Source organism: Rhodococcus sp. 5G237, assembly GCF_053764735.1.
Map to the genome: position 1 here is coordinate 40,413 of NZ_JBSNCD010000006.1, position 20,584 is coordinate 60,996.

Annotated in this window: 19 protein-coding genes and 1 pseudogene; 10 read left to right on the forward strand and 10 right to left on the reverse strand. The window is 68.5% G+C overall.

What is annotated here, in order from left to right; genetic code table 11:
• Positions 1 to 47: 47 nt before the first annotated feature.
• The 5 genes and pseudogenes from ACWPOC_RS15065 to ACWPOC_RS15085 form a co-directional block, all read left to right on the forward strand.
• Positions 48 to 566 (forward strand): DUF402 domain-containing protein, encoded by a 519-nt coding sequence (locus ACWPOC_RS15065; RefSeq protein WP_160876903.1) that lies wholly within the window; start codon positions 48 to 50, stop codon positions 564 to 566.
• 463 nt (positions 567 to 1,029) lie between these two features.
• The gene (locus ACWPOC_RS15070) at positions 1,030 to 2,745 is read left to right on the forward strand and encodes a sodium:solute symporter family protein (RefSeq protein WP_120284351.1); all 1,716 of its coding nucleotides are present in this window, start codon (positions 1,030 to 1,032) and stop codon (positions 2,743 to 2,745) included.
• Positions 2,742 to 2,873: a putative transporter small subunit gene (locus ACWPOC_RS15075; protein WP_220659986.1), complete on the forward strand. Its 132-nt coding sequence runs from the start codon at positions 2,742 to 2,744 to the stop codon at positions 2,871 to 2,873. The genes ACWPOC_RS15070 and ACWPOC_RS15075 overlap by 4 nt, the downstream gene beginning before the upstream one ends.
• 143 nt (positions 2,874 to 3,016) lie before the next feature.
• The gene (locus ACWPOC_RS15080) at positions 3,017 to 3,538 is read left to right on the forward strand and encodes a DUF7373 family lipoprotein (RefSeq protein WP_455408924.1); all 522 of its coding nucleotides are present in this window, start codon (positions 3,017 to 3,019) and stop codon (positions 3,536 to 3,538) included.
• A gap of 170 nt (positions 3,539 to 3,708) precedes the next feature.
• Positions 3,709 to 4,108, forward strand: a pseudogene (locus ACWPOC_RS15085) (sigma-70 family RNA polymerase sigma factor); the annotation flags it as partial.
• A gap of 512 nt (positions 4,109 to 4,620) precedes the next feature.
• On the opposite strand, the gene ACWPOC_RS15090 reads toward ACWPOC_RS15085, so the two are convergent.
• The 4 genes from ACWPOC_RS15090 to ACWPOC_RS15105 form a co-directional block, all read right to left on the reverse strand.
• Positions 4,621 to 5,283, reverse strand: a complete 663-nt coding sequence (locus ACWPOC_RS15090; protein WP_120283046.1) for a CE1759 family FMN reductase — start codon at positions 5,281 to 5,283, stop codon at positions 4,621 to 4,623.
• Positions 5,280 to 6,422 (reverse strand): LLM class flavin-dependent oxidoreductase, encoded by a 1,143-nt coding sequence (locus ACWPOC_RS15095; RefSeq protein WP_455408925.1) that lies wholly within the window; start codon positions 6,420 to 6,422, stop codon positions 5,280 to 5,282. The genes ACWPOC_RS15090 and ACWPOC_RS15095 overlap by 4 nt, the downstream gene beginning before the upstream one ends.
• Before the next feature lie 97 nt (positions 6,423 to 6,519).
• Positions 6,520 to 7,737: a dephospho-CoA kinase gene (gene coaE / locus ACWPOC_RS15100; RefSeq protein WP_183070713.1), complete on the reverse strand. Its 1,218-nt coding sequence runs from the start codon at positions 7,735 to 7,737 to the stop codon at positions 6,520 to 6,522.
• A gap of 47 nt (positions 7,738 to 7,784) precedes the next feature.
• A complete protein-coding gene (locus ACWPOC_RS15105) occupies positions 7,785 to 8,147 on the reverse strand; it encodes a hypothetical protein (RefSeq protein ID WP_183070714.1) in 363 nt (120 codons plus the stop codon).
• 293 nt (positions 8,148 to 8,440) lie between these two features.
• Between ACWPOC_RS15105 and ACWPOC_RS15110 the strand changes: the two genes are divergently transcribed.
• On the forward strand, positions 8,441 to 8,653 hold the full coding sequence (locus tag ACWPOC_RS15110) for a hypothetical protein (RefSeq protein WP_016934979.1): 213 nt from the start codon (positions 8,441 to 8,443) through the stop codon (positions 8,651 to 8,653).
• A gap of 177 nt (positions 8,654 to 8,830) precedes the next feature.
• On the opposite strand, the gene rpsA is transcribed toward ACWPOC_RS15110, so the two are convergent.
• Positions 8,831 to 10,291: a 30S ribosomal protein S1 gene (rpsA, locus tag ACWPOC_RS15115; protein ID WP_016691436.1), complete on the reverse strand. Its 1,461-nt coding sequence runs from the start codon at positions 10,289 to 10,291 to the stop codon at positions 8,831 to 8,833.
• Positions 10,292 to 10,510: 219 nt separating this feature from the next.
• Here rpsA and ACWPOC_RS15120 point away from each other — a divergent pair, with 219 nt between their 5' ends.
• Positions 10,511 to 11,419: a class I SAM-dependent methyltransferase gene (locus ACWPOC_RS15120; RefSeq protein WP_159418112.1), complete on the forward strand. Its 909-nt coding sequence runs from the start codon at positions 10,511 to 10,513 to the stop codon at positions 11,417 to 11,419.
• Positions 11,420 to 11,458: 39 nt separating this feature from the next.
• On the opposite strand, the gene ACWPOC_RS15125 is transcribed toward ACWPOC_RS15120, so the two are convergent.
• The 4 genes from ACWPOC_RS15125 to ACWPOC_RS15140 all read right to left on the reverse strand — a co-directional run bounded on the left by ACWPOC_RS15125 (position 11,459) and on the right by ACWPOC_RS15140 (position 15,287).
• The gene (locus ACWPOC_RS15125) at positions 11,459 to 12,232 is read right to left on the reverse strand and encodes an amino acid ABC transporter ATP-binding protein (RefSeq protein WP_120283054.1); all 774 of its coding nucleotides are present in this window, start codon (positions 12,230 to 12,232) and stop codon (positions 11,459 to 11,461) included.
• Complete coding sequence (locus ACWPOC_RS15130) at positions 12,229 to 13,215, reverse strand: amino acid ABC transporter permease (protein ID WP_016691439.1); 987 nt, start codon at positions 13,213 to 13,215, stop codon at positions 12,229 to 12,231. The genes ACWPOC_RS15125 and ACWPOC_RS15130 overlap by 4 nt, the downstream gene beginning before the upstream one ends.
• Before the next feature lie 11 nt (positions 13,216 to 13,226).
• Positions 13,227 to 14,099 carry an ABC transporter substrate-binding protein gene (locus ACWPOC_RS15135; RefSeq protein WP_230791392.1) on the reverse strand — a complete coding sequence of 291 codons (873 nt, stop codon included), beginning with the start codon at positions 14,097 to 14,099 and terminating at the stop codon, positions 13,227 to 13,229.
• A 120-nt stretch (positions 14,100 to 14,219) separates the two neighbouring features.
• The gene (locus ACWPOC_RS15140) at positions 14,220 to 15,287 is read right to left on the reverse strand and encodes an isocitrate/isopropylmalate dehydrogenase family protein (RefSeq protein ID WP_174247137.1); all 1,068 of its coding nucleotides are present in this window, start codon (positions 15,285 to 15,287) and stop codon (positions 14,220 to 14,222) included.
• A gap of 37 nt (positions 15,288 to 15,324) precedes the next feature.
• Between ACWPOC_RS15140 and ACWPOC_RS15145 the strand changes: the two genes are divergently transcribed.
• From ACWPOC_RS15145 to trxA, 3 genes are all read left to right on the forward strand, one after another.
• Positions 15,325 to 15,843, forward strand: a complete 519-nt coding sequence (locus tag ACWPOC_RS15145) for a 2'-5' RNA ligase family protein (RefSeq protein WP_120283060.1) — start codon at positions 15,325 to 15,327, stop codon at positions 15,841 to 15,843.
• Positions 15,844 to 16,075: 232 nt separating this feature from the next.
• On the forward strand, positions 16,076 to 17,107 hold the full coding sequence (locus tag ACWPOC_RS15150; RefSeq protein ID WP_183070715.1) for a GlxA family transcriptional regulator: 1,032 nt from the start codon (positions 16,076 to 16,078) through the stop codon (positions 17,105 to 17,107).
• Between the two features lie 163 nt (positions 17,108 to 17,270).
• The gene (trxA, locus tag ACWPOC_RS15155) at positions 17,271 to 17,642 is read left to right on the forward strand and encodes a thioredoxin (protein ID WP_016691445.1); all 372 of its coding nucleotides are present in this window, start codon (positions 17,271 to 17,273) and stop codon (positions 17,640 to 17,642) included.
• 96 nt (positions 17,643 to 17,738) lie between these two features.
• Here the strand turns inward: trxA and polA are convergent, their stop codons facing one another.
• A complete protein-coding gene (gene polA, locus ACWPOC_RS15160) occupies positions 17,739 to 20,462 on the reverse strand; it encodes a DNA polymerase I (RefSeq protein ID WP_120283062.1) in 2,724 nt (907 codons plus the stop codon).
• Positions 20,463 to 20,584: the final 122 nt, after the last annotated feature.

Here is a 20,584-nt window from a genome sequence, read left to right on the forward strand (position 1 = left end):
ACCGACACGTATCGTGGTCCTGCGTGCGGCACGGTTCGCCCGCTAGCGTGCATCCCGTGTCCGCGACCCCGCATCCCGTGAAGACCGAGACGTTCGACGTCGCCGCGAAGACCAACATCGACCCGAAGGGCTTCGTGCGCGCGGTCGACGAGTACCGCGTCGAGGAGTGGGGCCTGTACATGGCGCGACCGTCCGACCACCCGCAGTTCCACTATCTCGAATCGTGGTTGCTGCCGGACCTGCGCCTGCGGGCCTCGATCTTCCACTTCACGCCGGGCAACGAACGCGACCAGGACCGGTACGTCGACGTCGGCGAGTTCCGGCGCGAGGGCGACGTCTGGTACTCCCGCGACCACTATCTCGACCTGATCGTCCGTACCGGCCGCGACACGATCGTCGAGGACATCGACGAACTGGTGGTCGCGGTCACCACCGGGATGATCGACGCGGCCGCGGCCGAGACGGCGATCGACACGGCGCTGCGGGCGGTGGACGGCATCGCCGCGCACGGGCACGACCTCGATGCGTGGCTGCGGGAACGGGGCGCGCCCGTCTCCTGGCGCTGACGCGCACCACCGCTGCGCAGGTGCCGTCACCTGCGCAGACAGCGGGGGTGCAGGAGCGAAAAAGTTACTGCCGCAAAGGACATGGTAATCTGCCTCGGCCGGCGAAGCAGTGCACCGAGAAGGCGACCATCGGGGCCGGCCCGGATCGCCCCTCCGCGTGCACATCGCCCGACCGAGGACACCCCTCGCGCCGGCGGCGCGCGCCCGTGCAGCCCACGAGCGCCGACGAGAACGCCGCCGATCTCTTCGTCGGCACACGCCCGGATCCGGGCGTGCCCTGCTGGAGCGGTATGCCGTGCCCGCCGGCCCCTGGCCGATCGGGCGCTCGACGCATGCCCACCGTCCGGCAGTGGATCGGACCGACACCGAAGCGGAACCGACGGACAGGACGCGCACAGCGCGCCCCGGGGTTCCGCTGCGCTCCGAACGCTGCGGACGTGACGCGAAGACGAAGGAGGTCGCAGTGAACGGCACCGAGCTCGTTCAGTTCAGCGCCGCGACGATCGTTGCTCTACTCGTATTCTTCTACGGCGGAACGCTTCTCATCTCCGCCCGCATCGGGAAGAAGGACGAGAACGCCGACGGCTACATGACCGCCGGCAACAAGGTCGGTTTCGGGGTGTCGGCGGCCAGCATGACTGCCACCTGGATCTGGGCGTCCTCGCTGTACGCCTCGGCGACCTCCGGATACACCTACGGCATCTCCGGCCCCATCCACTACGGGCTGTGGGGCGCGTTGATGATCCTGTTCATCTACCCCTTCGGCAAGCGGATCCGCGCGGTCGCGCCGAAGGCGCACACCCTCGCCGAGGTCATGTTCGCCCGGCACGGACGGTCGAGCCAGCTCATGCTGGCCGGCTCGAACCTCGTCGGCAGCCTGATCAGCCTGATGTCCAACTTCATCGCCGGCGGCGTGCTCATCTCGCTGATCTCGCCGTTCGGTTTCGTCCAGGGCGTCGTCTTCATCGCTGCCGGTGTGCTGCTCTACACGCTGTGGTCCGGCTTCCGCGCGTCCGTGCTCACCGACTTCGTGCAGGTCGTGGCGATGCTCGGTGCGGTCGTCGTCATCATCCCGGCGGTCTTCTTCGTCACCGGCTTCCCCGACGCGTTCGACAGTGGGTCCGCGAACCTCACCGACCAGCAGGGCGACTTCTTCTCGAGCGACGCCTTCCTGAACCAGGGCGCGCCGTACATCGCAGCCGTGCTCGCGTACGCCATCGGCAACCAGACGATCGCGCAGCGCCTGTTCGCGGTGCGCGAGGATCTCATCAAGCCGACCTTCGTCACCGCGACGATCGGTTACGGCGCGACCGTCATCGGCGTCGGCATGTTCGGTGTGCTCGCGCTGTACCTGGGCGTCGATCCGATGGACGGCGACGTCAACAACATCGTGCCGCAGATGGTGGCGTCGTTCCTGCCCACGGCACTGGTCGTCGTGTTCTTCGTCATGATCATCGGCGCGTTGTCGTCCACGGCCGATTCCGATCTGTCGGCGCTGTCGTCGATCGTCATGGCAGACATCTACGGCCAGAACATCGCCGGCGGCACTCGCAACGCCGATCCGAAGCGGATGCTGTTCATCGGGCGCGCCACGATGGTCGTCGCGACCGCCGCCGCCGTGGCGTTCGCGAGCATGCGGCTGAGCATCCTCGACCTGCTCGTGTTCGTCGGTGCACTGTGGGGTGCGCTGGTCTTCCCCGTCATCGCGAGCTTCTACTGGCACAAGGTCACCAACAAGGCGTTCACGATTTCGGTGCTCGTCGCCCTGGCGGCGTTCCTGCCGGTGCGTTTCGGATGGTTCCCGATGGACGGGGTGATCCCCTGGACGGTGGACATCGCATCGGTGATCGGTGTCGGCGTGATCGCGGGCCTCATGGCGTTCGGCTTCTTCGGACTCCGGGCCGCACGCATCGTCGGTGTCGTCGCCGCCGTGGCCGTGGCGCCCTTCGCGCTCGGCTCGGTCCACGACTACGCCGTGCTCAGCGCCTCGCTCGTCGCCTACGCCGTCAGCACGGTCATCTGTTGGGCGATGTCCGTGAACTCCGACGAGGACTTCGACTTCGAGGTCATCGCGCAGCGTGTCGGTGACTTCGACGTGGCGGAGGACAACGCACCCGAGAACGACGCTGCGCCCGAGAAGAACCCCGCGGCAACCACTCTGGAGAAGGAGAATCGATGAGCACGCTCGCACTGACCATCTACGTCCTGATGTGGCCCGTACTCGTCGCCGGTGTACTGGCGGTGCTGTGCCGCGGGTTCTTCAAGGAGTGGCTGCAGGCCCGACGGAACGGCGAAGATCTGATCTGACCCTCCCCGCGGAATTTCCTTTCGGCGCCCGGGACCGCATGCGCGCGGTCCCGGGCGCCGAGTTCGTGAGGTCATGGCGTTCGGCACGTTCCCACCGAACAGTTGTGAATGGCGTCACGGATCCGCCGGGGCGGGGCACATTCATGCGGTCCGCGCTCTCCGATCCGCGTCACGTATCGATCCGTGTTCGCACGCCGAGGAGAGAGCCGGCCCAGGCGTACATCTCGTGCCACGCGCGCCGTCCTGGCGGACGGTGCCGGCGATCTCCTCATCCCGCACGTACCGAGAGGATCATCGAGGTCACCGGAACCGACCGGATCGCCAAGGCCGCGTCGAACGTCTACCGCATGGCCGGTGCCGCAGAGGTGGAGCTACTGCGGGACGACTTCGTCGAGACGACCCGGGAGATGTATCCGGACCTCGTCGAGGACGAGACGGTTCCGCAGAACATCCCCGACACACGCTGCTGGTCGGGTGATGTGGCGCAGGGGCGGGCGCGTGTGTGCCTGATGGTCCACGGGTGGTACATGGCAGAGTCCTCGGGACTGCGACCGGTGGGGAACGAGGCTCCCGAGAACGACTCGCTTCGTACGATGTCACAGCGGGTGGCCACCCAGTACGTGAAATTCGTCCGATCCGAGGAGATGATCTTGGGAGAGAACTGATCTCGCGGTATTGTCGACGGGTGGTCGACGCTACCCCCGACGGCGTCGACCACGTCGAACCACGGCATATTCGTAACTCCCCCGCCCGTCGAGCAGAGCCTCGAATGTGCATGCGGGACAATGTGACTGCTCGGGGTGGTCAGGGGGCTCGATGAACGAGGCCGAGTTGACTGCAGGATGCACTGATCGCGGCGTGGAGGAATCTCGACACGTTCCGTGGCACAGCAGCATTCGGAACGTGGCTGTATCGCATCGCGAGCAATGCGGCGCTCGCCGTCGTGCGCAGACGACGTGGCGAGGTCCCCGGCGACCGGGTCGGGGACGAATACGCATCCGGGGAAATACTTCTCGCCGAGAAGCGCGGTCGACGGTGATGCGGTCCGTCGAGCCCTTTTCCTTCTCCCCGAACAGTTTCGGGTCGCGATCGTGTTGCGCGAAGATGCACAACTCGGTTACGCCGAGATCGTAGCCCATCAGGGAGTGGGTGTGCAGACGATGAAGAGCCGAATCAGTCGCGCCCGTGGGCAACTCGTCGATCTGCGGAGTCCGGCACTGCTCGGCGCAGAATGAGTCGCCTCCGACCGGCGGTCGGCCCCATATCGATCCGGCAACGACGATCGGGGCGGCCGGCACGGAGGGCACCGAACGGCCGGAGAAACCCGGAAGGATGAGCAATGACACGAAGCGAACCGAATCCGTTGCCCTCGTCGGGGGAATCGCTGGGTCTCGACCTGATGGACCGGATACCCGAACTACCCGAGAGCGTCTGGTGTCGGGTGCTCGATATCGCCACCGATCCCCTCACCCCTCGCATCGGAACCGAGCTGGTTCCTGTGGTCCGAGGTCGGGGACCGGGTATTCGGTTTGGCCTGGTTCCCTTATCCCGCCGGAACGTATGCGCAGTACACGGCCGGGCCACAGCGACCGGCTGGCCGATCGACTGCACCTCTCGATCGTGGGGCACTGGCGGTCGGCGGACTGTATCGGGTGAACGGCCCGGCGGCCGAGTTGCGCGCTCTGGCCGCGGACCTGCTCAGCGCGCACCTACCGGCCGACGGCCGACCGGACCGCGACGTCGGGGGTCACCCCAGGTGAGCACCGAGCAGTTCCCGGAAGGACGGTCCGTCCGTATGGACCGCGTTCCCCGACACGCGCGGCCGTCCGGCGGGCGAGGCGTCCGAGACCACGTGTGGTGATCCCGTGCTACGGGTGATCTGTTCGGCGAGTTCGTCCGCAGCCCTGTCGATCCGCGCCTTCAGCGCCGTGGCGGCATCGCTCTCTCCGAAGTCGTCGGTGGCGGCGAAGACGCCGGTGGGCACGACGAGCGCGCGCAGGTAGCTCAGCAGCGGCCGCATCGCATGGTCGAGGACCAGCGAGTGCCGGGCGCTGCCCGCGGTCGCGGCGATCACCGTGGGCACACCGGTGAGCGTGTCCGGATCGAGCGCGTCGAAGAACATCTTGAACAGGCCCGAGTAGCCGGCGGCGAAGACCGGGCTCACCGCGATCAGCGCGTCGGCGGTCGCGAGCTGTTCGCGGGCCCGCGCGACCGCCGCGGTGGGGACACCGGCGGTGAAGGTGGTGGCGAGATCCGTCGCGAGGCTGCGCAGTTCGATCACCTCGATCTCCGCGTGGTCGCCCCGCGCGCCGACCGCGACGCGAGTGGCCTCGGCGATGCGGTCGGCGAGCAGACGGGTGGTGGACGGTTCGGACAAGCCGCCGCTGACGACGACGATGCGGCGGGTCATCGGACGTCCGCCTCCTCGGGCACGAGGTCGATGCGGGCCGGGATCACCTGGCGGTGCGCCGAGTCGGCCCCCTGCGCGGCGAGGGTGGTGTGCGTGGGCGGGTCGGACGGCACGTGGGCGGGGCGGCGACGTTCGAATTCCGTTCGCAGCACCGGCACGACCTCCCGGCCGAGGATCTCGATCTGCTCGAGCACGACGTCGAGCGGCAGGCCGGCGTGGTCCATGAGGAACAGCTGACGCTGATAGTCGCCGGCGTAGTCGGCGAAACCGAGCGTGCGTTCGACGACCTGCTCGGGTGTGCCGACGGTCAGCGGTGTCATCGTCGAGAAGTCCTCGAGCGACGGGCCGTGACCGTAGACGGGAGCGTTGTCGAAATAGGGACGGAAGATCCGCTTCGCCTCGGCCTCGGTCTCCGCCATGAACACCTGGCCGCCGAGCCCGACGATGGCCTGGTCTGCGGCGCCGTGACCGTACTGCTCGAACCGCTGCCGATAGAGGGCGATCATCTGCTGGATGTGTTCCTTGTTCCAGAAGATGTTGTTGTGGAAGAAGCCGTCGCCGTAGAAGGCGGCCTGCTCGGCGATCTCGGGCGAACGGATGGAGCCGTGCCAGACGAAGGGCGGGGTGTCGTCGAGCGGCCACGGGGTGGAGGTGTAGCCGTGCAGCGGTGTGCGGAACTTGCCCTCCCAGTCGACGACGCGTTCGCGCCAGAGCCGTCGCAGCAGGTGGTAGTTCTCGATGGCGAGCGGGATGCCCTGCCGGATGTCCTTGCCGAACCACGGGTAGACCGGTCCGGTGTTCCCGCGTCCCATCATGAGGTCGACGCGGCCGCCGGAGAGGTGCTGCAGCATCGCCAAGTCCTCGGCGATCTTCACCGGGTCGTTGGTGGTGATGAGGGTGGTCGCGGTCGAGAGGATGAGCTTCTCGGTCCTCGCGGCGATCCAGCCGAGCATCGTCGTCGGCGAGGACGGGACGAAGGGTGGATTGTGGTGCTCGCCGGACGCGAAGACGTCCAGACCCACCTCCTCGGCCTTCAGCGCGATCTTCGTCATCGCGACGATGCGCTCGTGTTCGGTGGGGACCCGGCCCGTCGTGGGGTCGCGCGTGACGTCGCCGATGGTGAAGATGCCGAACTGCACGGTCGAACCTCCGTCAAGTAGTTGAACTGTCAACTACCCTAACGGACGGAGCGTCCGGAAGATTCCCGGGCGGGTCTCCGCCCGGGATCCGGACTCCCTAGGCCGACCAGCCGGTGCTCTCGGCCCACTCCCACGCGCGATGATGCGCCCGGTCGAACCACGGTGCCTTGAGCGCCGCGTAGGTCGCGGCCGCCTCGGCAGGATCCGACTTCTGTGCCGCTTCAGTGGCGGCATCGGCCTTGAGGTCGGCGTACTCGCGCCTCGCGGTGTCGACCGCGGACAGCCAGTCGCGCAGCAGCAACGCGAACTGCTGGGCGGGCCAGCCGTCCACCCGGACCGCCACCCGCGCCGGACGACCGGGATCGGCGCTGCCGTGCAACCGCATCTCCCAGACCGCCGGGTCGGTCTCTCCCCCGGCACCGTAGGACGGCTTCGGTTCGTCGGTCACCACATCGTCGATGCCCGGGAAGCCCGCAGCGGCCAGCGCGGGTGCGAGCGCGTCGGCGGCCGCGAGGTCGCCGACGGTGATCTGCAGGTCGATGACGTCGACGGCGGCCAGGCCGGGCACCGCGGTGGAGCCCACGTGGTCGATGCGCTTGGCTGCGCCTCCGGCTGCGAGGGCCAGCCGGGCGATGAGCCGCTGCGCCTGTCGATGCCACTCCTCGCGCGCGGGCACGAGCACCGGATCAACCCCGACCACCGTGCCGGTGCGCAGATTCTTCTCGAACGGCACCAGGCGGTCGTTCCACAGCGTCCGGACCTGTTCGACCAGCACCTGCTGATCACCGGTGTTGTCGAGCCACACATCGGCGACCTCGCGCCGCTGTTCCTCCGTCGCCTGCGCCGCGATCCGCGCGCGGGCGTCCGCCTCGGGCATGCCGCGCAGTTCGACGAGGCGCCGGATCCGCTCCGTCTCGTCGGCATGCACGACGGCGACGAGGTGGAAGGCCGGCGCCATCCCGCCCTCGACGAGCAGCGGGATGTCCTGCACGACCACCGCGTCGTCGGGCGCAGCGGCGACCAGCTCGGCGGTACGGCGCCCGACCCGGGGATGGGTGATGGCGTTGAGAACCGCGCGGGCATCCTCGCTGGCGAACGCTTTCGCCGCCAGGGCCGGGCGGTCGAGGGTGCCGTCGGGCTGCAGGATGTCCTCACCGAAGGCGTCGACGAGCTCGGCGAGTCCCTCGGAGCCGGGAGCGACGATCTCCCGGGCGACGACATCGGAGTCGACGATCACCGCCCCGAGTTCGACAAGCTCCTTGGCGACGGTCGACTTGCCCGCGCCGATTCCTCCGGTCAACCCCATTCGCAGCACGCTGCCCAGTCTCGCATCAGCGCGTCGCCGAGGCATCTTCGCGGTCCCTACGACGCCTCGCGCATCGTCAGTCCCGACAGCGCGACGACATACTCGCCCGTCTGCTCATCGAAGTCGACCGTGTACACCGTCGGGTAGTAGCCGGTCCGCCGGTAGGACGACGGTTGTTTCAGGACCTCCCGCGGGGACGGCTTCGTCGCCGGCCACTCCCGCGTCATCATCGGCTCGATGAAGATGAACTCCCCGTCCCACGACCCGGCAGCCGCGCCGCGCGCTCCGCGAACTCGGGTGCGGCGGCCGAGGGTGGCGCGGGCCGCGACGACCGCCGCCGCCACGAGCGCCCCCTGCAGGCCGGCGACGAAGCCCTCCGGTGGCCCGCCGGGCAACAGCGACTCGGCGGACAGGAACACCTCGAGGACGATCCGTGTCGAGGTGTGTGGACCTCGGACACGGTGCACCGCGTCGCTTGGGACGAACCGGGTGCACTTCTCGGACCGCTCGGGAGTCACCGACATCTCCCCGTCGGAGCGGCCAGGGATCACACGCCGATCACGGCAGGGTCACGGGGCGGTCGCAGCACCGCTCGGGAACCGGACACACCCCCTCCTACCTGGGGCAAATGCGGAGAATTCGACGTCGTGTCCGATATCGTCGTTGCGAAGCGTCCGTCCCGGCTCGTCCGGAGCATTCGAGAAGGCAGGCCATGCGATCCTCCACCTCCACCACAGGTCGGCATCGCCTCGGCATGGAAAACGGTGTTCACTGCATCCTCATCCCCGAGGTCGCTGCCGCCCTCGCCGAGCACCGGCGGAACTGGTTCACCGCGCTGCTGACGAACGCGCGCCACAGCCACGCCGCGATGCGCAAGCGGGCGACGGCCCTGCCCGCGCAGTGGGCCACTCCCGCCGTGGGGTGAGCTCGCCGTGAGCTGAACGCCTGCTGTCCAGAACGAACGAAGACCGGCCCCCTCCGCCGTTGCGGAGGGGGCCGGTCTCGTCGTGTTCCGGGAGCCTCTGCGCCCGAGCACCGGTGCCGCTGTAGAACGCGGACGGCCCCGCACCGAATGGTGCGGGGCCGTCCGTGGAACCCTGTGTCAGGCGTTGCCCGACAGCTTCTCGCGCAGAGCGGCGAGCTGGGCGTCGCTCGCGAGCGATCCGCCGCCGGTCTCCGGAGCAGCCTCGGCACCCGACTCGGACGAGTAGTTGCCACCGGACACGCCGGCCGCAGCCTCGGCAGCCTCGTCGGCAGCCATCTTCTCGATCTGAGCGGTGTGCATCTTGTGGCGACGCTCGGCCTCCGCGTAGCGGGACTCCCACTCCTCACGCTGCTTCTCGTAGCCCTCGAGCCATTCGTTGGTCTCGGGATCGAAGCCCTCGGGGAAGATGTAGTTGCCCTGCTCGTCGTAGCTGTCGGCCATGCCGTACTTCGACGGATCGAACTCGGCGGTGTAGTCCTCGTTCGCCTGCTTCAGCGACAGCGAGATACGACGACGCTCGAGGTCGATGTCGATGACCTTGACCATCGCGTCGTCGCCGACGGCAACGACCTGGTCCGGGACCTCGACGTGGCGCTCGGCCAGCTCGGAGATGTGGACGAGGCCTTCGATGCCCTCCTCGACGCGGACGAACGCGCCGAACGGAACGAGCTTGGTGACCTTGCCCGGCACGATCTGACCGATCGCGTGGGTGCGGGCGAACTGACGCCACGGGTCTTCCTGCGTCGCCTTGAGCGACAGGGAGACACGCTCGCGGTCGAGATCGACGTCGAGAACCTCGACGGTGACCTCGGTGCCGACCTCGACGACCTCGGACGGGTGGTCGATGTGCTTCCAGGACAGCTCGGAGACGTGCACGAGGCCGTCGACACCGCCGAGATCGACGAAGGCGCCGAAGTTGACGATGGAGGACACGACGCCCTTGCGGACCTGGCCCTTCTGGAGCTGGTGCAGGAACTCGCTGCGGACCTCGGACTGGGTCTGCTCGAGCCATGCGCGGCGCGACAGGACCACGTTGTTGCGGTTCTTGTCGAGCTCGATGATCTTGGCCTCGATCTCCTTGCCGACGTACGGCTGGAGGTCGCGGACGCGACGCATCTCGACGAGCGACGCGGGCAGGAAGCCACGCAGGCCGATGTCGAGGATCAGGCCGCCCTTGACGACCTCGATGACGGTGCCCTTGACGGCCTCGTCCTTCTCCTTGAGCTCCTCGATCGTGCCCCAGGCGCGCTCGTACTGAGCACGCTTCTTGGACAGGATCAGACGGCCTTCCTTGTCCTCCTTGGTGAGAACAAGAGCCTCGACCTCATCGCCCACCGACACGACCTCGTTGGGGTCGACATCGTGCTTGATGGAGAGCTCGCGGGACGGGATGACGCCTTCGGTCTTGTAACCGATGTCGAGCAGCACCTCGTCGCGATCGACCTTGACGATGGTGCCCTCGACGATGTCGCCATCGTTGAAGTACTTGATCGTGGCGTCGATGGCGGCGAGGAAATCCTCGGCGGAGCCGATGTCGTTGACGGCTACCTGCGGCGAGGTGACGGTGGTGGAGGCCATGTGTTGAGTTGCTCCGGACGGGTTGATAGTCGGTTGGTCAAATTCGGTCGGGCACGTGAAACACCCACTGCGATACGGCGATGTGCGAGTCACGGCGAGTTCCTCGCTCGGCCCTGAAGCCGCGCTGCGGACACTCGCGATCACCAGGCTACGCGTCTCGAGGGGACCCGGGCAAACCGATATCGGGACCGCTCCCCCGCACCCGATAGGCTCACACCCATGTCGGGCTCCGCGAACACCCCTTTTCCAGACCTTTCGGGCGCCCCGGAGGCAACCGACGAGGAGGCCGCGCGGCACGCGGACGCCGAGACGATCCTCGGCGAGACACGACCCACCCGAACCCGCCTCGGCTCCCTCGAGAGCGAACGCGCGAACCGGGTGTGGTGGGACGCCGACACCGACGACTACCACCGCACCCACGGCGAGTTCCTCGGCGTGGACTCGGCCGCGGGCGAGTTCGTGTGGTGCCCCGAGGGCCTGCACGAGGGCGATGTGCAGTTGCTCGGCCCGGTCGCCGGCCGGGACGTCCTCGAACTCGGATGCGGTTCGGCGCCGTGCGCCCGCTGGCTCGCCGGACAGGGTGCCCGCGCGGTCGGACTGGACATCTCCATGGGGATGCTGCAGCGCGGACGCGCGGCGATGGCCGCCTCCGGTCCGACGGTTCCGCTCGTGCAGGCCGGCGCCGAGAACCTGCCGTTCGCCGACGCGAGCTTCGACATCGTGTGCTCGGCGTTCGGCGCGGTGCCCTTCGTCGCCGATTCCGCCCGGGTGATGCGCGAGGTCGCGCGCGTACTGCGGCCCGGCGGACGGTGGGTGTTCTCCGTGAACCACCCGATGCGATGGATCTTCCCCGACGACCCGGGCGAACCGGGCCTGGTCGCGATGTTCCCGTACTTCGACCGGACCCCCTACGTCGAGGTCGACGCAACGGGACGGGCGACCTACGCCGAGCACCACCGCACCGTGGGCGACCGGGTGCGCGAGCTCGTCGCCGCCGGCCTCGAGGTCTACGACATCGTCGAACCCGAGTGGCCCGAGCATCTCGACCGTGAGTGGGGGCAGTGGAGCCCGCTGCGCGGGTCGATCTTCCCGGGCACCGCCATCTTCTGCAGCCGCAAACCCCACTGACCCCGACTCACAACCCGCGCCGGATTCGGGTTTCGGTGTTCACAGCAGTCGGGACAGGAACTCCCGGGTCCGGCTCTCCTTCGGGTCGGCCAGCACCTGGCGGGGATCACCGGCCTCGACGACCACGCCGCCGTCCATGAACACGAGCTGATCGGCGACCTCCCGCGCGAAGCCCATCTCGTGCGTGACGACGACCATCGTCATGCCGCCGTCCGCGAGATCGCGCATCACCGCGAGCACCTCGCCGACGAGTTCGGGGTCGAGAGCCGAGGTGGGCTCGTCGAACAGCATGAGCTTGGGATCCATGGCGAGCGCACGGGCGATCGCCACGCGCTGCTGCTGGCCGCCCGACAGCTGCGCGGGATAGGCGTCGACCTTGTCGGCCAGCCCCACCCGCGCGAGCAGATCCCGGGCCTTGTCGACCGCCTCGTTGCGCTTGGTCTTCTTCACGAGCATCGGCGCCTCGATGACGTTCTCGAGCACGGTGCGGTGCGGGAACAGGTTGAAGTGCTGGAACACCATTCCGATGTCGCGGCGCTGTTTCGCCGCGGCCCGCGGATGCAGTTCGTACAGTTTCGAACCCCGCTCGGCGTAGCCGACGAGATCGCCGTCGACGTACAGGCGACCGGCGTCGACGCGTTCGAGGTGGTTGATGCACCGCAGGAAGGTCGACTTGCCCGATCCGGACGGGCCGATCAGGCAGGTCACCTGGCCGCGTCCGACCTCGAGCGAGATGCCCTTGAGCACCTTGACGGCGCCGAAACTCTTGCAGACCCGGTCGGCCCGCACCATCGGCGTGTCGACGGACGTCATATGCGTTCCTCCCCCGGTGCGCCGGGCTTCGGCGTCGGTTTGCCGGCCTCGGTGACCGGTGCGTTCTGTGCGTCGGCGAGTGCCTGCAGCTGGCGGGCGGTGAGCTGCCGGCTCAGACCCTTCGAGTAGTGCCGTTCGAGGTAGTACTGGCCGATCATGAGCAGGCTGGTGATCGCCAGGTACCAGGTCGCGGCGACGAGCAGTAGCGGGATCGGCTGGAAGTTCGCACCCGAGATGTCGCGGGCCCGGCCGTACAGCTCGAGGCTGTAGGGCACGGCGGCGACCAGCGAGGTGGTCTTGAGCATGCTGATCAGCTCGTTGCCGGTGGGCGGGATGATCACCCGCATCGCCTGCGGCAGGACGGTGCGGCGGATGGTCTGCGACCACGACATGCCGAGCGCGGTCGACGCCTCCAGCTGCCCCTCGGGCACGGAGGTGATGCCGGCGCGCACGATCTCCGCCATGTAGGCCGCCTCGTTGAGTGCCAGACCGATGACGGCGAACAGGAACGCCGCGTTCAGTCCCTGCACGTCGATGTGGACGAACTGGTGGACGAACGGGATCCCGAGGTCGATCTGCTTGTAGATCGACGGGAACAGTCCCCACAGCACGAGCTGGACGTACACGGGGGTACCGCGGAAGACCCACAGGTACAGCCAGGCGACGGAACGCAGCACGGGATTCGGGGACAGACGCATCACGGCGAGCACCACGCCGAGGACGACGGCGATGGCCATGGCAAGCACCGTCAGCTGGACGGTCTTCCAGGCGGCTGCGGTGATGCGGGCGTCGAACAGGTACTGGGCGTAGATGTCCCAGCGGTAGGCCTCGTTGGTCGCCGCTCCCCAGGCGAACAACCCGAGCGCGATCAGGACGATCGCACCGGAGATCCATCGTCCGGGATGCCGCAGGGGTACTGCGCGTATCGGCTCCGGTTCGTCCGGTCGCGGTTCCGCGGATCTCGCGGACGTGGACTCGCTCATGGTTCCCTTTCTCAGCTCGTCGCGCCGTTGATCTGCGAGGCGGTGATCGCGCCGTCCTCCATGCCCCAGCGCGCGGTGATCTCGTCGTACGCACCGGAGTCGATGAGGTACTGCACCGCCTGCTGCAGTACGGGACCGAAGGGCGAACCCTTCGCGACGACGAATCCGTAGGGCGCGGCGTCGAAGACCTCACCGGCCGGTTCGAGTCGTCCCTCGCTGCGGGCGATGACGTACGCCGTGACCGGTGAGTCGGCGGACAGTGCGTCCACCCGGCCGAGGATCAGGGCGTTGGCGGCCTCGTCCTGGCTGTCGTACTTGACCTTGTCGATGGGCGGCAGTCCGCGGGCGACGCACTCCTCGCTCTTGGCGGGGACCTCCTCAAGGTCCTCGATGGTGGTGGTCTGCACCGCCACGCGCAGTCCGCACGCGTTGTCGGGGTCGACGGATTCGCCGGTGCGCTGCGCCCACTGCACCCCGGCGCTGTAGTAGGTGACGAAGTCGACCGATTCCTCGCGTTCCTTCGTGTCGGTGAAGGACGACGAACCCATCTCGAAGGTGCCCGCCTGGACGGCCGGGATGATCCGGTCGAAGTCGGCTTCGTTGAGCACCGCCTCGAGTCCGAGTACGTCGCCGAGGGCCTGGACGAGTTCGACACCGAAGCCGACGATGGTGCCGTCGTCGTCCTTGAACTCGTTGGGGGCGTACGGGACGTTCACTCCGACCTCGAGGGTGCCGCCGTCGGCGATGTCGGGCGGCAACTGACTCGCGATGGCGTCGACCTTCTCGACGGTGACGCGATCGCCGGGCGGGACGGTCGATTCGGTGTTCACCACGCACCCGGTCGCGAGGGCGAGCACCGCTGCTCCCGCCGCCAGCCTGTTCAGGGTCCGGACACGACGACGCCCCCACGAGGTCGCGCGCGAGGCCGCGCGGCGGGTGTGCACTGCTCGATTCACAGTCGAACAGTATCCAACCCGGGAGGGGTCCGAATGCAAACCCGAAGCTCAGGCCTCGAGGCGGGCGACGACGGCGGCGGTGAACTCGTCCGTCGACGCGGTGCCACCGAGATCGGCGGTCGCGACACCCGCCGCGACGGTCGCGCGCACCGCGTCCTCGATGCTGCGGGCGGCCGCGGAGAACTCGATGTCCGCGCGCGCCCCGAGACGGTCGAGAAGCATGGCGGCGGAGAGGATCAGCGCGATCGGGTTGGCGCGGCCCTGCCCGGCGATGTCCGGTGCGGCGCCGTGCGCGGCCTGGGCCATGGCCTTCGTGCGCGAGGCGTTGATCGACGCCGCGGTGCCGAGCGAGCCGGACAGTTCGGCGGCGAGGTCGGACAGGATGTCGCCGAACATGTTCTCCGTCACGATCACGTCGAACTCGGCGCCGCGGCGCACGAGCAACGCGGCCATCGCGTCGACGTGCTGGTCGTCGACGGTGACGCTCGGGTAGAGGCGACCCACTTCCTGGCACACGTCCCGGAAGAGGCCGGTCGTGCGGGAGAGCACGTTCGCCTTGTGCACGATGGTCACGCGTTTGCGGCGTCGCGACGCGAGATCGAAGGCGGTGTGCGCGATGCGTTCACAGGCCGCGCGGGTGATCACCCCGACCGCGAGCGCGATGTCGGGTGTGGGCATGAACTCGCCGCTGCCGACGGCCATGTTCCGGTCGGCGTAGAAACCCTCGGTGTTCTCCCGGACGACGACGAGATCCATCTTCGGCGACACCGACGGCGCTCCCGGCAGTGCGCATGCGGGCCGGATGTTCGCGTACAGGTCGAAATGCTTGCGGATCCGTCCGCCGGGCGTGAGCTGACCCCGGAACTCCGGTGGGTACGAGGCGCTGTCGTGCGGGCCGAGGATCCACGCGTCGAGCTCGGCGAGGGTGTCGAGGGTGACCTGCGGCAGCGGGCTGCCGTGTGTCTCGATCGCGGAGGCGCCGACGGGCAGCGGCACCCAGTCGACCGCGACCCCGGCTACCGCGACGGCGGTGTCGACGATCCTGCGGGTCGCCGGCACGATCTCGGGACCGATGCCGTCCCCCTCGAGAAGTCCGATGCGGTGGGTCTGGAGCATTGCGGTGTCGTCGGTCACCCGGCCATCATTGCCTACCGTGGTCCAGTCGGTGGAACTCCTCCTCGACGCCCCGCTCGACGCGGCGGTGCGCGACGAGTGGACGCGGCTGCTCGACGCCGGTCTGCACAGTCAGGGACGGGTCCGTTCCGAATCCAACCGTCCGCACGTGACGCTGTTCGTCGCCCATGCCGTGCCGGACGAACTCGAGGACGCGCTGCGGACCGCCATCGCGGTCCGGCGGATCACCCTCCGGCTCGGTGGCGTGGTGATCTTCGGTGGCCGATACGCGACGCTCGCCCGCACGGTCGTGCCGTCGATCGAGCTGCTCGAACTCCAGGCGCGGGTGTTCGAGGTGCTTTCGGACTGCCCCGGGATCCCCGCGCACATCCGGCCCGGCGAGTGGACGCCGCACGTCACCCTCGCGCGGCGGGTGCCTGCCGCGCGGGTCGGTGCGGCGGTCCTGGCGGCGCAGACGCCGGAGCGGCAGCTGACCGGGTCGAGTGCGGGTGTGCGGCGCTGGGACGGCGAGGCCAAGCGGGAGTGGCTGCTCTCCTGAGCGGGCGGCGGTGAGCGGTTCAGAAGCGGTAGTCGCCGAACTGCGTCACTTCCATATGGGTGTCGGGCGTGCGTCCGGTGAGGGCCAGCACGTCGAGCAGGAGGAAGACTGCCAGAAGTACGAGGACCAGCAGGATCATGCTTCGAGCCTGCCGCGCCGGGAACCGGCCCGACAGTGGCAGAGCCGTCGGAGAACATCGATTTTCTGCCACCGCGGTGTCACACTGGATGCCGTGTCCGGAACACCTGGAACCACCGGCCGGCTCGAGAAGGTGGTCGTCCCCGTCCTCCCCTACGTCGAGACCTTCGAACTCGGCGTGGCATGCGAGGTGTTCGGGTTCGACCGCTCCGACGACGGCCTGCCCACCTACGACTTCCACCTGGTCGCCGCGACCTCCGATCCGGTGCGCACCCGCTTCGGCTACACCATCGAGGTGCCGCACACGCTCGATCTCCTCGACGACGCCGACCTGATCCTGCTGCCGGCGGTGAACAGCGAGGGCATCGCGCTCGACGACGAACGCCTCGAACCGTTGTTCGCGAAGTTGCGCGCCGCCGTCGACCGCGGTGCGCGTGTGGCGAGCATGTGCACCGGGGCGTTCATCCTCGGCGCGGCCGGGTTGCTCGACGGGCGTCGCTGCACGACCCACTGGATGCACGCCGACCGACTCGCCCGGACCTATCCGACGGCGCAGGTCGACCGGGACGTGCTCTACGTCGACGACCATCCGGTTCTCACGGCTGCAGGCACCGCGGCCGGCATCGATCTGTGCCTGCACATCGTCCGCTCCGCCCAGGGAGCCCAGGTCGCCAACACGATCGCCCGGCGCATGGTGGTGCCACCGCACCGCGACGGCGGACAGGCTCAGTACGTCGCGATGCCGCTGCCCGAATGCAAGGACGAATCGCTCGCACCGTTGCTCGACTGGATGAGCGAGCACCTCGATCAGGAACTTCCGGTGGCCGCACTGGCGCAGAAGGCGCACATGTCGGCGCGTACCTTCGCGCGGCGGTTCGTCGCCGAGGTCGGGGTCACGCCCGCGCGCTGGCTCCGCGACCAGCGGGTTCTGGCCGCGCAGCGCCTGCTCGAGGAGACCGACCTTCCGATCGACGTGGTGGCCGACCGCGTCGGTTTCGGTACCGCGGCGGTGCTGCGCCAGCATTTCCTGCGCCTGCGGCAGACCACGCCGCAGGCCTACCGACGGACCTTCCGGCGGTCCGTCGACCCGGTCGGCGTGGGACGCCACGAGCCGGTCGGCGTGTGACGCATCCCTCGATCGACACCTCCCGACGGCGCCCCCGGAGCAGGCACGTCACGTAGCGTGGCGGAAGGAACCCCGTCACGAGGCGTGGCGGAGGGAACGAACGGGAAGAAACAGCGGCGGCCGGATGTTGGACCCGTCGACACGCCCGACCGAAAGGATTTCCGTGGCAACCAAGGCTCTCACCCAGCAGGACTTCGACGAGGTCGTCACGAGCAACGACATCGTGCTCGTGGACTTCTGGGCCGACTGGTGCGGCCCCTGCAAGCAGTTCGCCCCCACCTTCGAGGCATCGTCGGACAAGCACCCCGACGTCGTGCACGCGAAGGTCGACACCGAGGCCGAGCAGGCCATCGCGGCAGCGGCGAACATCCGCTCGATCCCCACGATCATGGCGTTCCGCGAAGGCATCCTCGTCTACAACCAGGCCGGCGCTCTTCCGCCCGCCGCTCTCGAGGATCTCGTCTCGCAGGTCAAGAACCTCGACATGGACGATGTACGCAAGCAGATTGCGGAGGCTCGCGCCGAGCAGGGCTGACCCACTCGCGTCGACGGCGCCCGTCCCCGGCATTCCGGGGGGCGGGCGCCGTCGTCTGTACAGCTCCGTGTACTTGCGGTCGGTGTGCCTGCGACTTCAGTGCGCCGCGGCGTCCCAGCTGCGGCCGTAACCGACCGAGACCTCGAGCGGCACCGACAGTTCGATGACGGAGTCCATCTTGTCGCGCACGAGCGCCTCGACCTGTTCGCGCTCGGCCTCGACCACTTCGAGCACGAGTTCGTCGTGCACCTGCAGCAGCATCCGCGACCGCAGTCCGGCCTCGCTGAGCGCCTTCTGCACGTCGATCATCGCGACCTTGATGATGTCGGCGGCCGTGCCCTGGATGGGGGCGTTGAGCGCGGCGCGCTCGGCGATCTCCCGGCGCTGCCGGTTGTCGCTGTTGAGGTCGGGCAGGTACCGGCGGCGACCGTAGAGGGTGGAGGTGTAGCCGACCTTGCGGGCCTCCTCGACCACGTTGTAGAGGTAGTCGCGCACGCCGCCGAAGCGGGTGAAATAGGCCTCCATCTGCTCGCGGGCCTCGTCGGTGGAGATCTTCAGCTGCTGGGCGAGCCCGTAGGCACTCAATCCGTAGGCGAGACCGTAGGACATCGCCTTGACCCGGCGCCGCAGCTCCGGGGTGACCTCCTCGAGCGACAGCCCGAACGCCCGCGACGCCACGAAGGTGTGCAGGTCCTCGCCCGTACGGAAGGCCTCGATGAGCCCCTCGTCGGCGGACAGGTGCGCCATGATGCGCATCTCGATCTGGCTGTAGTCGGCGGTGAGCAGCACGTCGAAACCGTCGCCCACCACGAACCCGTCGCGGATCCGGCGACCGGCTTCCGTCCGCACCGGGATGTTCTGGAGGTTCGGCTCGGTCGACGAGAGCCGGCCCGTCGCCGCGACGGTCTGGTTGAAGGTGGTGTGGATGCGACCGTCGTCGGCGATGGACTTGATGAGCCCGTCGACGGTGGTCTTCATCTTGGTGTGCTCGCGGTGCGCGAGCAGATGTTCGAGGAAGGGGTGGCCCGTCTTGTCGAACAGGTTCTGCAGGGCATCGGCGTCGGTGGTGTAGCCGGTCTTGGTCTTCTTCGTCTTCGGCATCTCGAGCTCGTCGAACAGCACCACCTGCAGCTGCTTCGGCGAACCGAGGTTGATCTGCTTGCCGATCACCTCGTAGGCGGCGTTCGCGGCGGCGGCGACCTGGGCCGCGAACTCGGACTGCAGGTCGTGCAGGTGCGTCGAGTCGACGGCGATGCCGGTGGCCTCGAGATCGGCGAGGACCTCGAGCAGGGGCAGTTCCATCTCGGTGAGCAGGCGCACCGACTCGATCTCGCCGAGTTCGGTGTCGAGGGCCGCGGCGAGGTCGACGACGGCGCGCGCCGCGAGGATCTGAGCCTCGGCCGCCTGCGCGTCGGCGGCGTCCTCGTCGTCGAGCAGCGAGAGTTGTTGCGCGCCGGTGTCTTCGACCCGCAGCTCACGCTTGAGGTAGCGCAGCGACAGGTCGTCGAGCTTGAACGAGCGTTGCCCGGGCCGCACCAGATAGGCGGCGAGCGCGGTGTCGCTGGTGATGCCGGCGAGCGTCCAGCCGCGTCCGCGCAGCGCGTGGATGGCGAACTTCGCCTCGTGTACGGCCTTCTCCACGGTGGGGTTCGCGAGCCATGCGGCGAGGGCGTTCTCGTCCTCGGGCGTGAGCGCCACCGTGCTCACATAGGCGCCCTCACCGTCGGCCCCGGCGACGGCGATCGCGGTCGCGTCGCCCCCGTAAGGAGTGCCGGTGCCCACCACGGCGAGGCCGTGGCGTCGGCCCGCCGGGGCGTGTTCGGCGAGCCAGTCGCCGAGGGCACCCGGCTCGACGATCCCGCCGCGCACCTCGAAGCCCTCCTCGGCCTCGGGTTCGGCCGACGAGAGCGTCTCGAACAGCCGGTCGCGCAGCACCTTGAACTCGAGGTCGTCGAACAGGCGGTGGATACGGTCGCGGTCCCACGGTGCGAGGGCGAGCTGTTCGGGGGTGTACGGCACGGCCACGTCGCGCACCATCTCGGTGAGCTGGCGGTTGAGCAGCACGTTGGACAGGTTCTCGCGCAGCGCGTCGCCGGTCTTGCCGCGCACCTCGTCGACGCGGTCGACGAGTCCGCTCAGACTTCCGTACTCGCGGATCCATTTCGCGGCGGTCTTCTCGCCGACGCCGGGGATGCCGGGCAGGTTGTCGCTCGGGTCGCCGCGCAGCGCCGCGAAGTCCGGATACTGCTCGGGGGTGAGCCCGTACTTCTCCTCCACCGCCTCGGGGGTGAAGCGCGTCAGGTCGGAGACGCCGCGCCGCGGATACAGCACCGTGATGTCGCCGTTGACGAGTTGGAGCGCGTCGCGGTCGCCGGTCACCACGAGCACCCGGAAGCCCTGGGCGTGCGCCTGCGTCGCGAGCGTGGCGATGATGTCGTCGGCCTCGTAGCCCTCGATCGCCATCACCGGGATCCCCATCGCGCCGAGGACGTCCTTGGTGAGGTCGATCTGACCCTTGAAGTCGTCGGGTGCGGCGCTGCGCTGGGCCTTGTAGGCGGCGAACAGTTCGGCGCGGAAGGTCTTGCGGCTGACGTCGAATGCCGCCGCGACGTGCGTGGGCTGCTCGTCGCGCAGCAGGTTGATGAGCATGGAGGTGAACCCGTAGACCGCGTTCGTGGTCTGCCCGCTGTGGGTCTTGAAGTTCTCGGCGGGCAGCGCGTAGAACGCGCGGAACGCGAGGGAATGGCCGTCGAGGAGCAGCAGGGTCGGGCGGTCGTCGGAGGCCGCGGTGGACGTCGCGGAAGTGGATGCACGGGTCACGCGTGCCAGTCTAGGGACCGAGGACGACAGCGTCGGCCACACCGCCCGACCAGTGCCTCTCCGGTATGTGCGAACACTCGTTGTCCGAAGAAACGAGACCGAAACGTCCGGGTGATCCAATT

Coding starts and splice junctions, on each gene's coding strand:
- ACWPOC_RS15075 (WP_220659986.1), top strand. CDS start 2,742: ATGAGCACGCTCGCACTGACCATCTACGTCCTGATGTGGCCCGTACTC.
- ACWPOC_RS15080 (WP_455408924.1), top strand. CDS start 3,017: ATGCGGTCCGCGCTCTCCGATCCGCGTCACGTATCGATCCGTGTTCGC.
- ACWPOC_RS15090 (WP_120283046.1), bottom strand. CDS start 5,283: ATGACCCGCCGCATCGTCGTCGTCAGCGGCGGCTTGTCCGAACCGTCC.
- ACWPOC_RS15110 (WP_016934979.1), top strand. CDS start 8,441: ATGCGATCCTCCACCTCCACCACAGGTCGGCATCGCCTCGGCATGGAA.
- rpsA (WP_016691436.1), bottom strand. CDS start 10,291: ATGGCCTCCACCACCGTCACCTCGCCGCAGGTAGCCGTCAACGACATC.
- ACWPOC_RS15120 (WP_159418112.1), top strand. CDS start 10,511: ATGTCGGGCTCCGCGAACACCCCTTTTCCAGACCTTTCGGGCGCCCCG.
- ACWPOC_RS15125 (WP_120283054.1), bottom strand. CDS start 12,232: ATGACGTCCGTCGACACGCCGATGGTGCGGGCCGACCGGGTCTGCAAG.
- ACWPOC_RS15130 (WP_016691439.1), bottom strand. CDS start 13,215: ATGAGCGAGTCCACGTCCGCGAGATCCGCGGAACCGCGACCGGACGAA.
- ACWPOC_RS15140 (WP_174247137.1), bottom strand. CDS start 15,287: ATGCTCCAGACCCACCGCATCGGACTTCTCGAGGGGGACGGCATCGGT.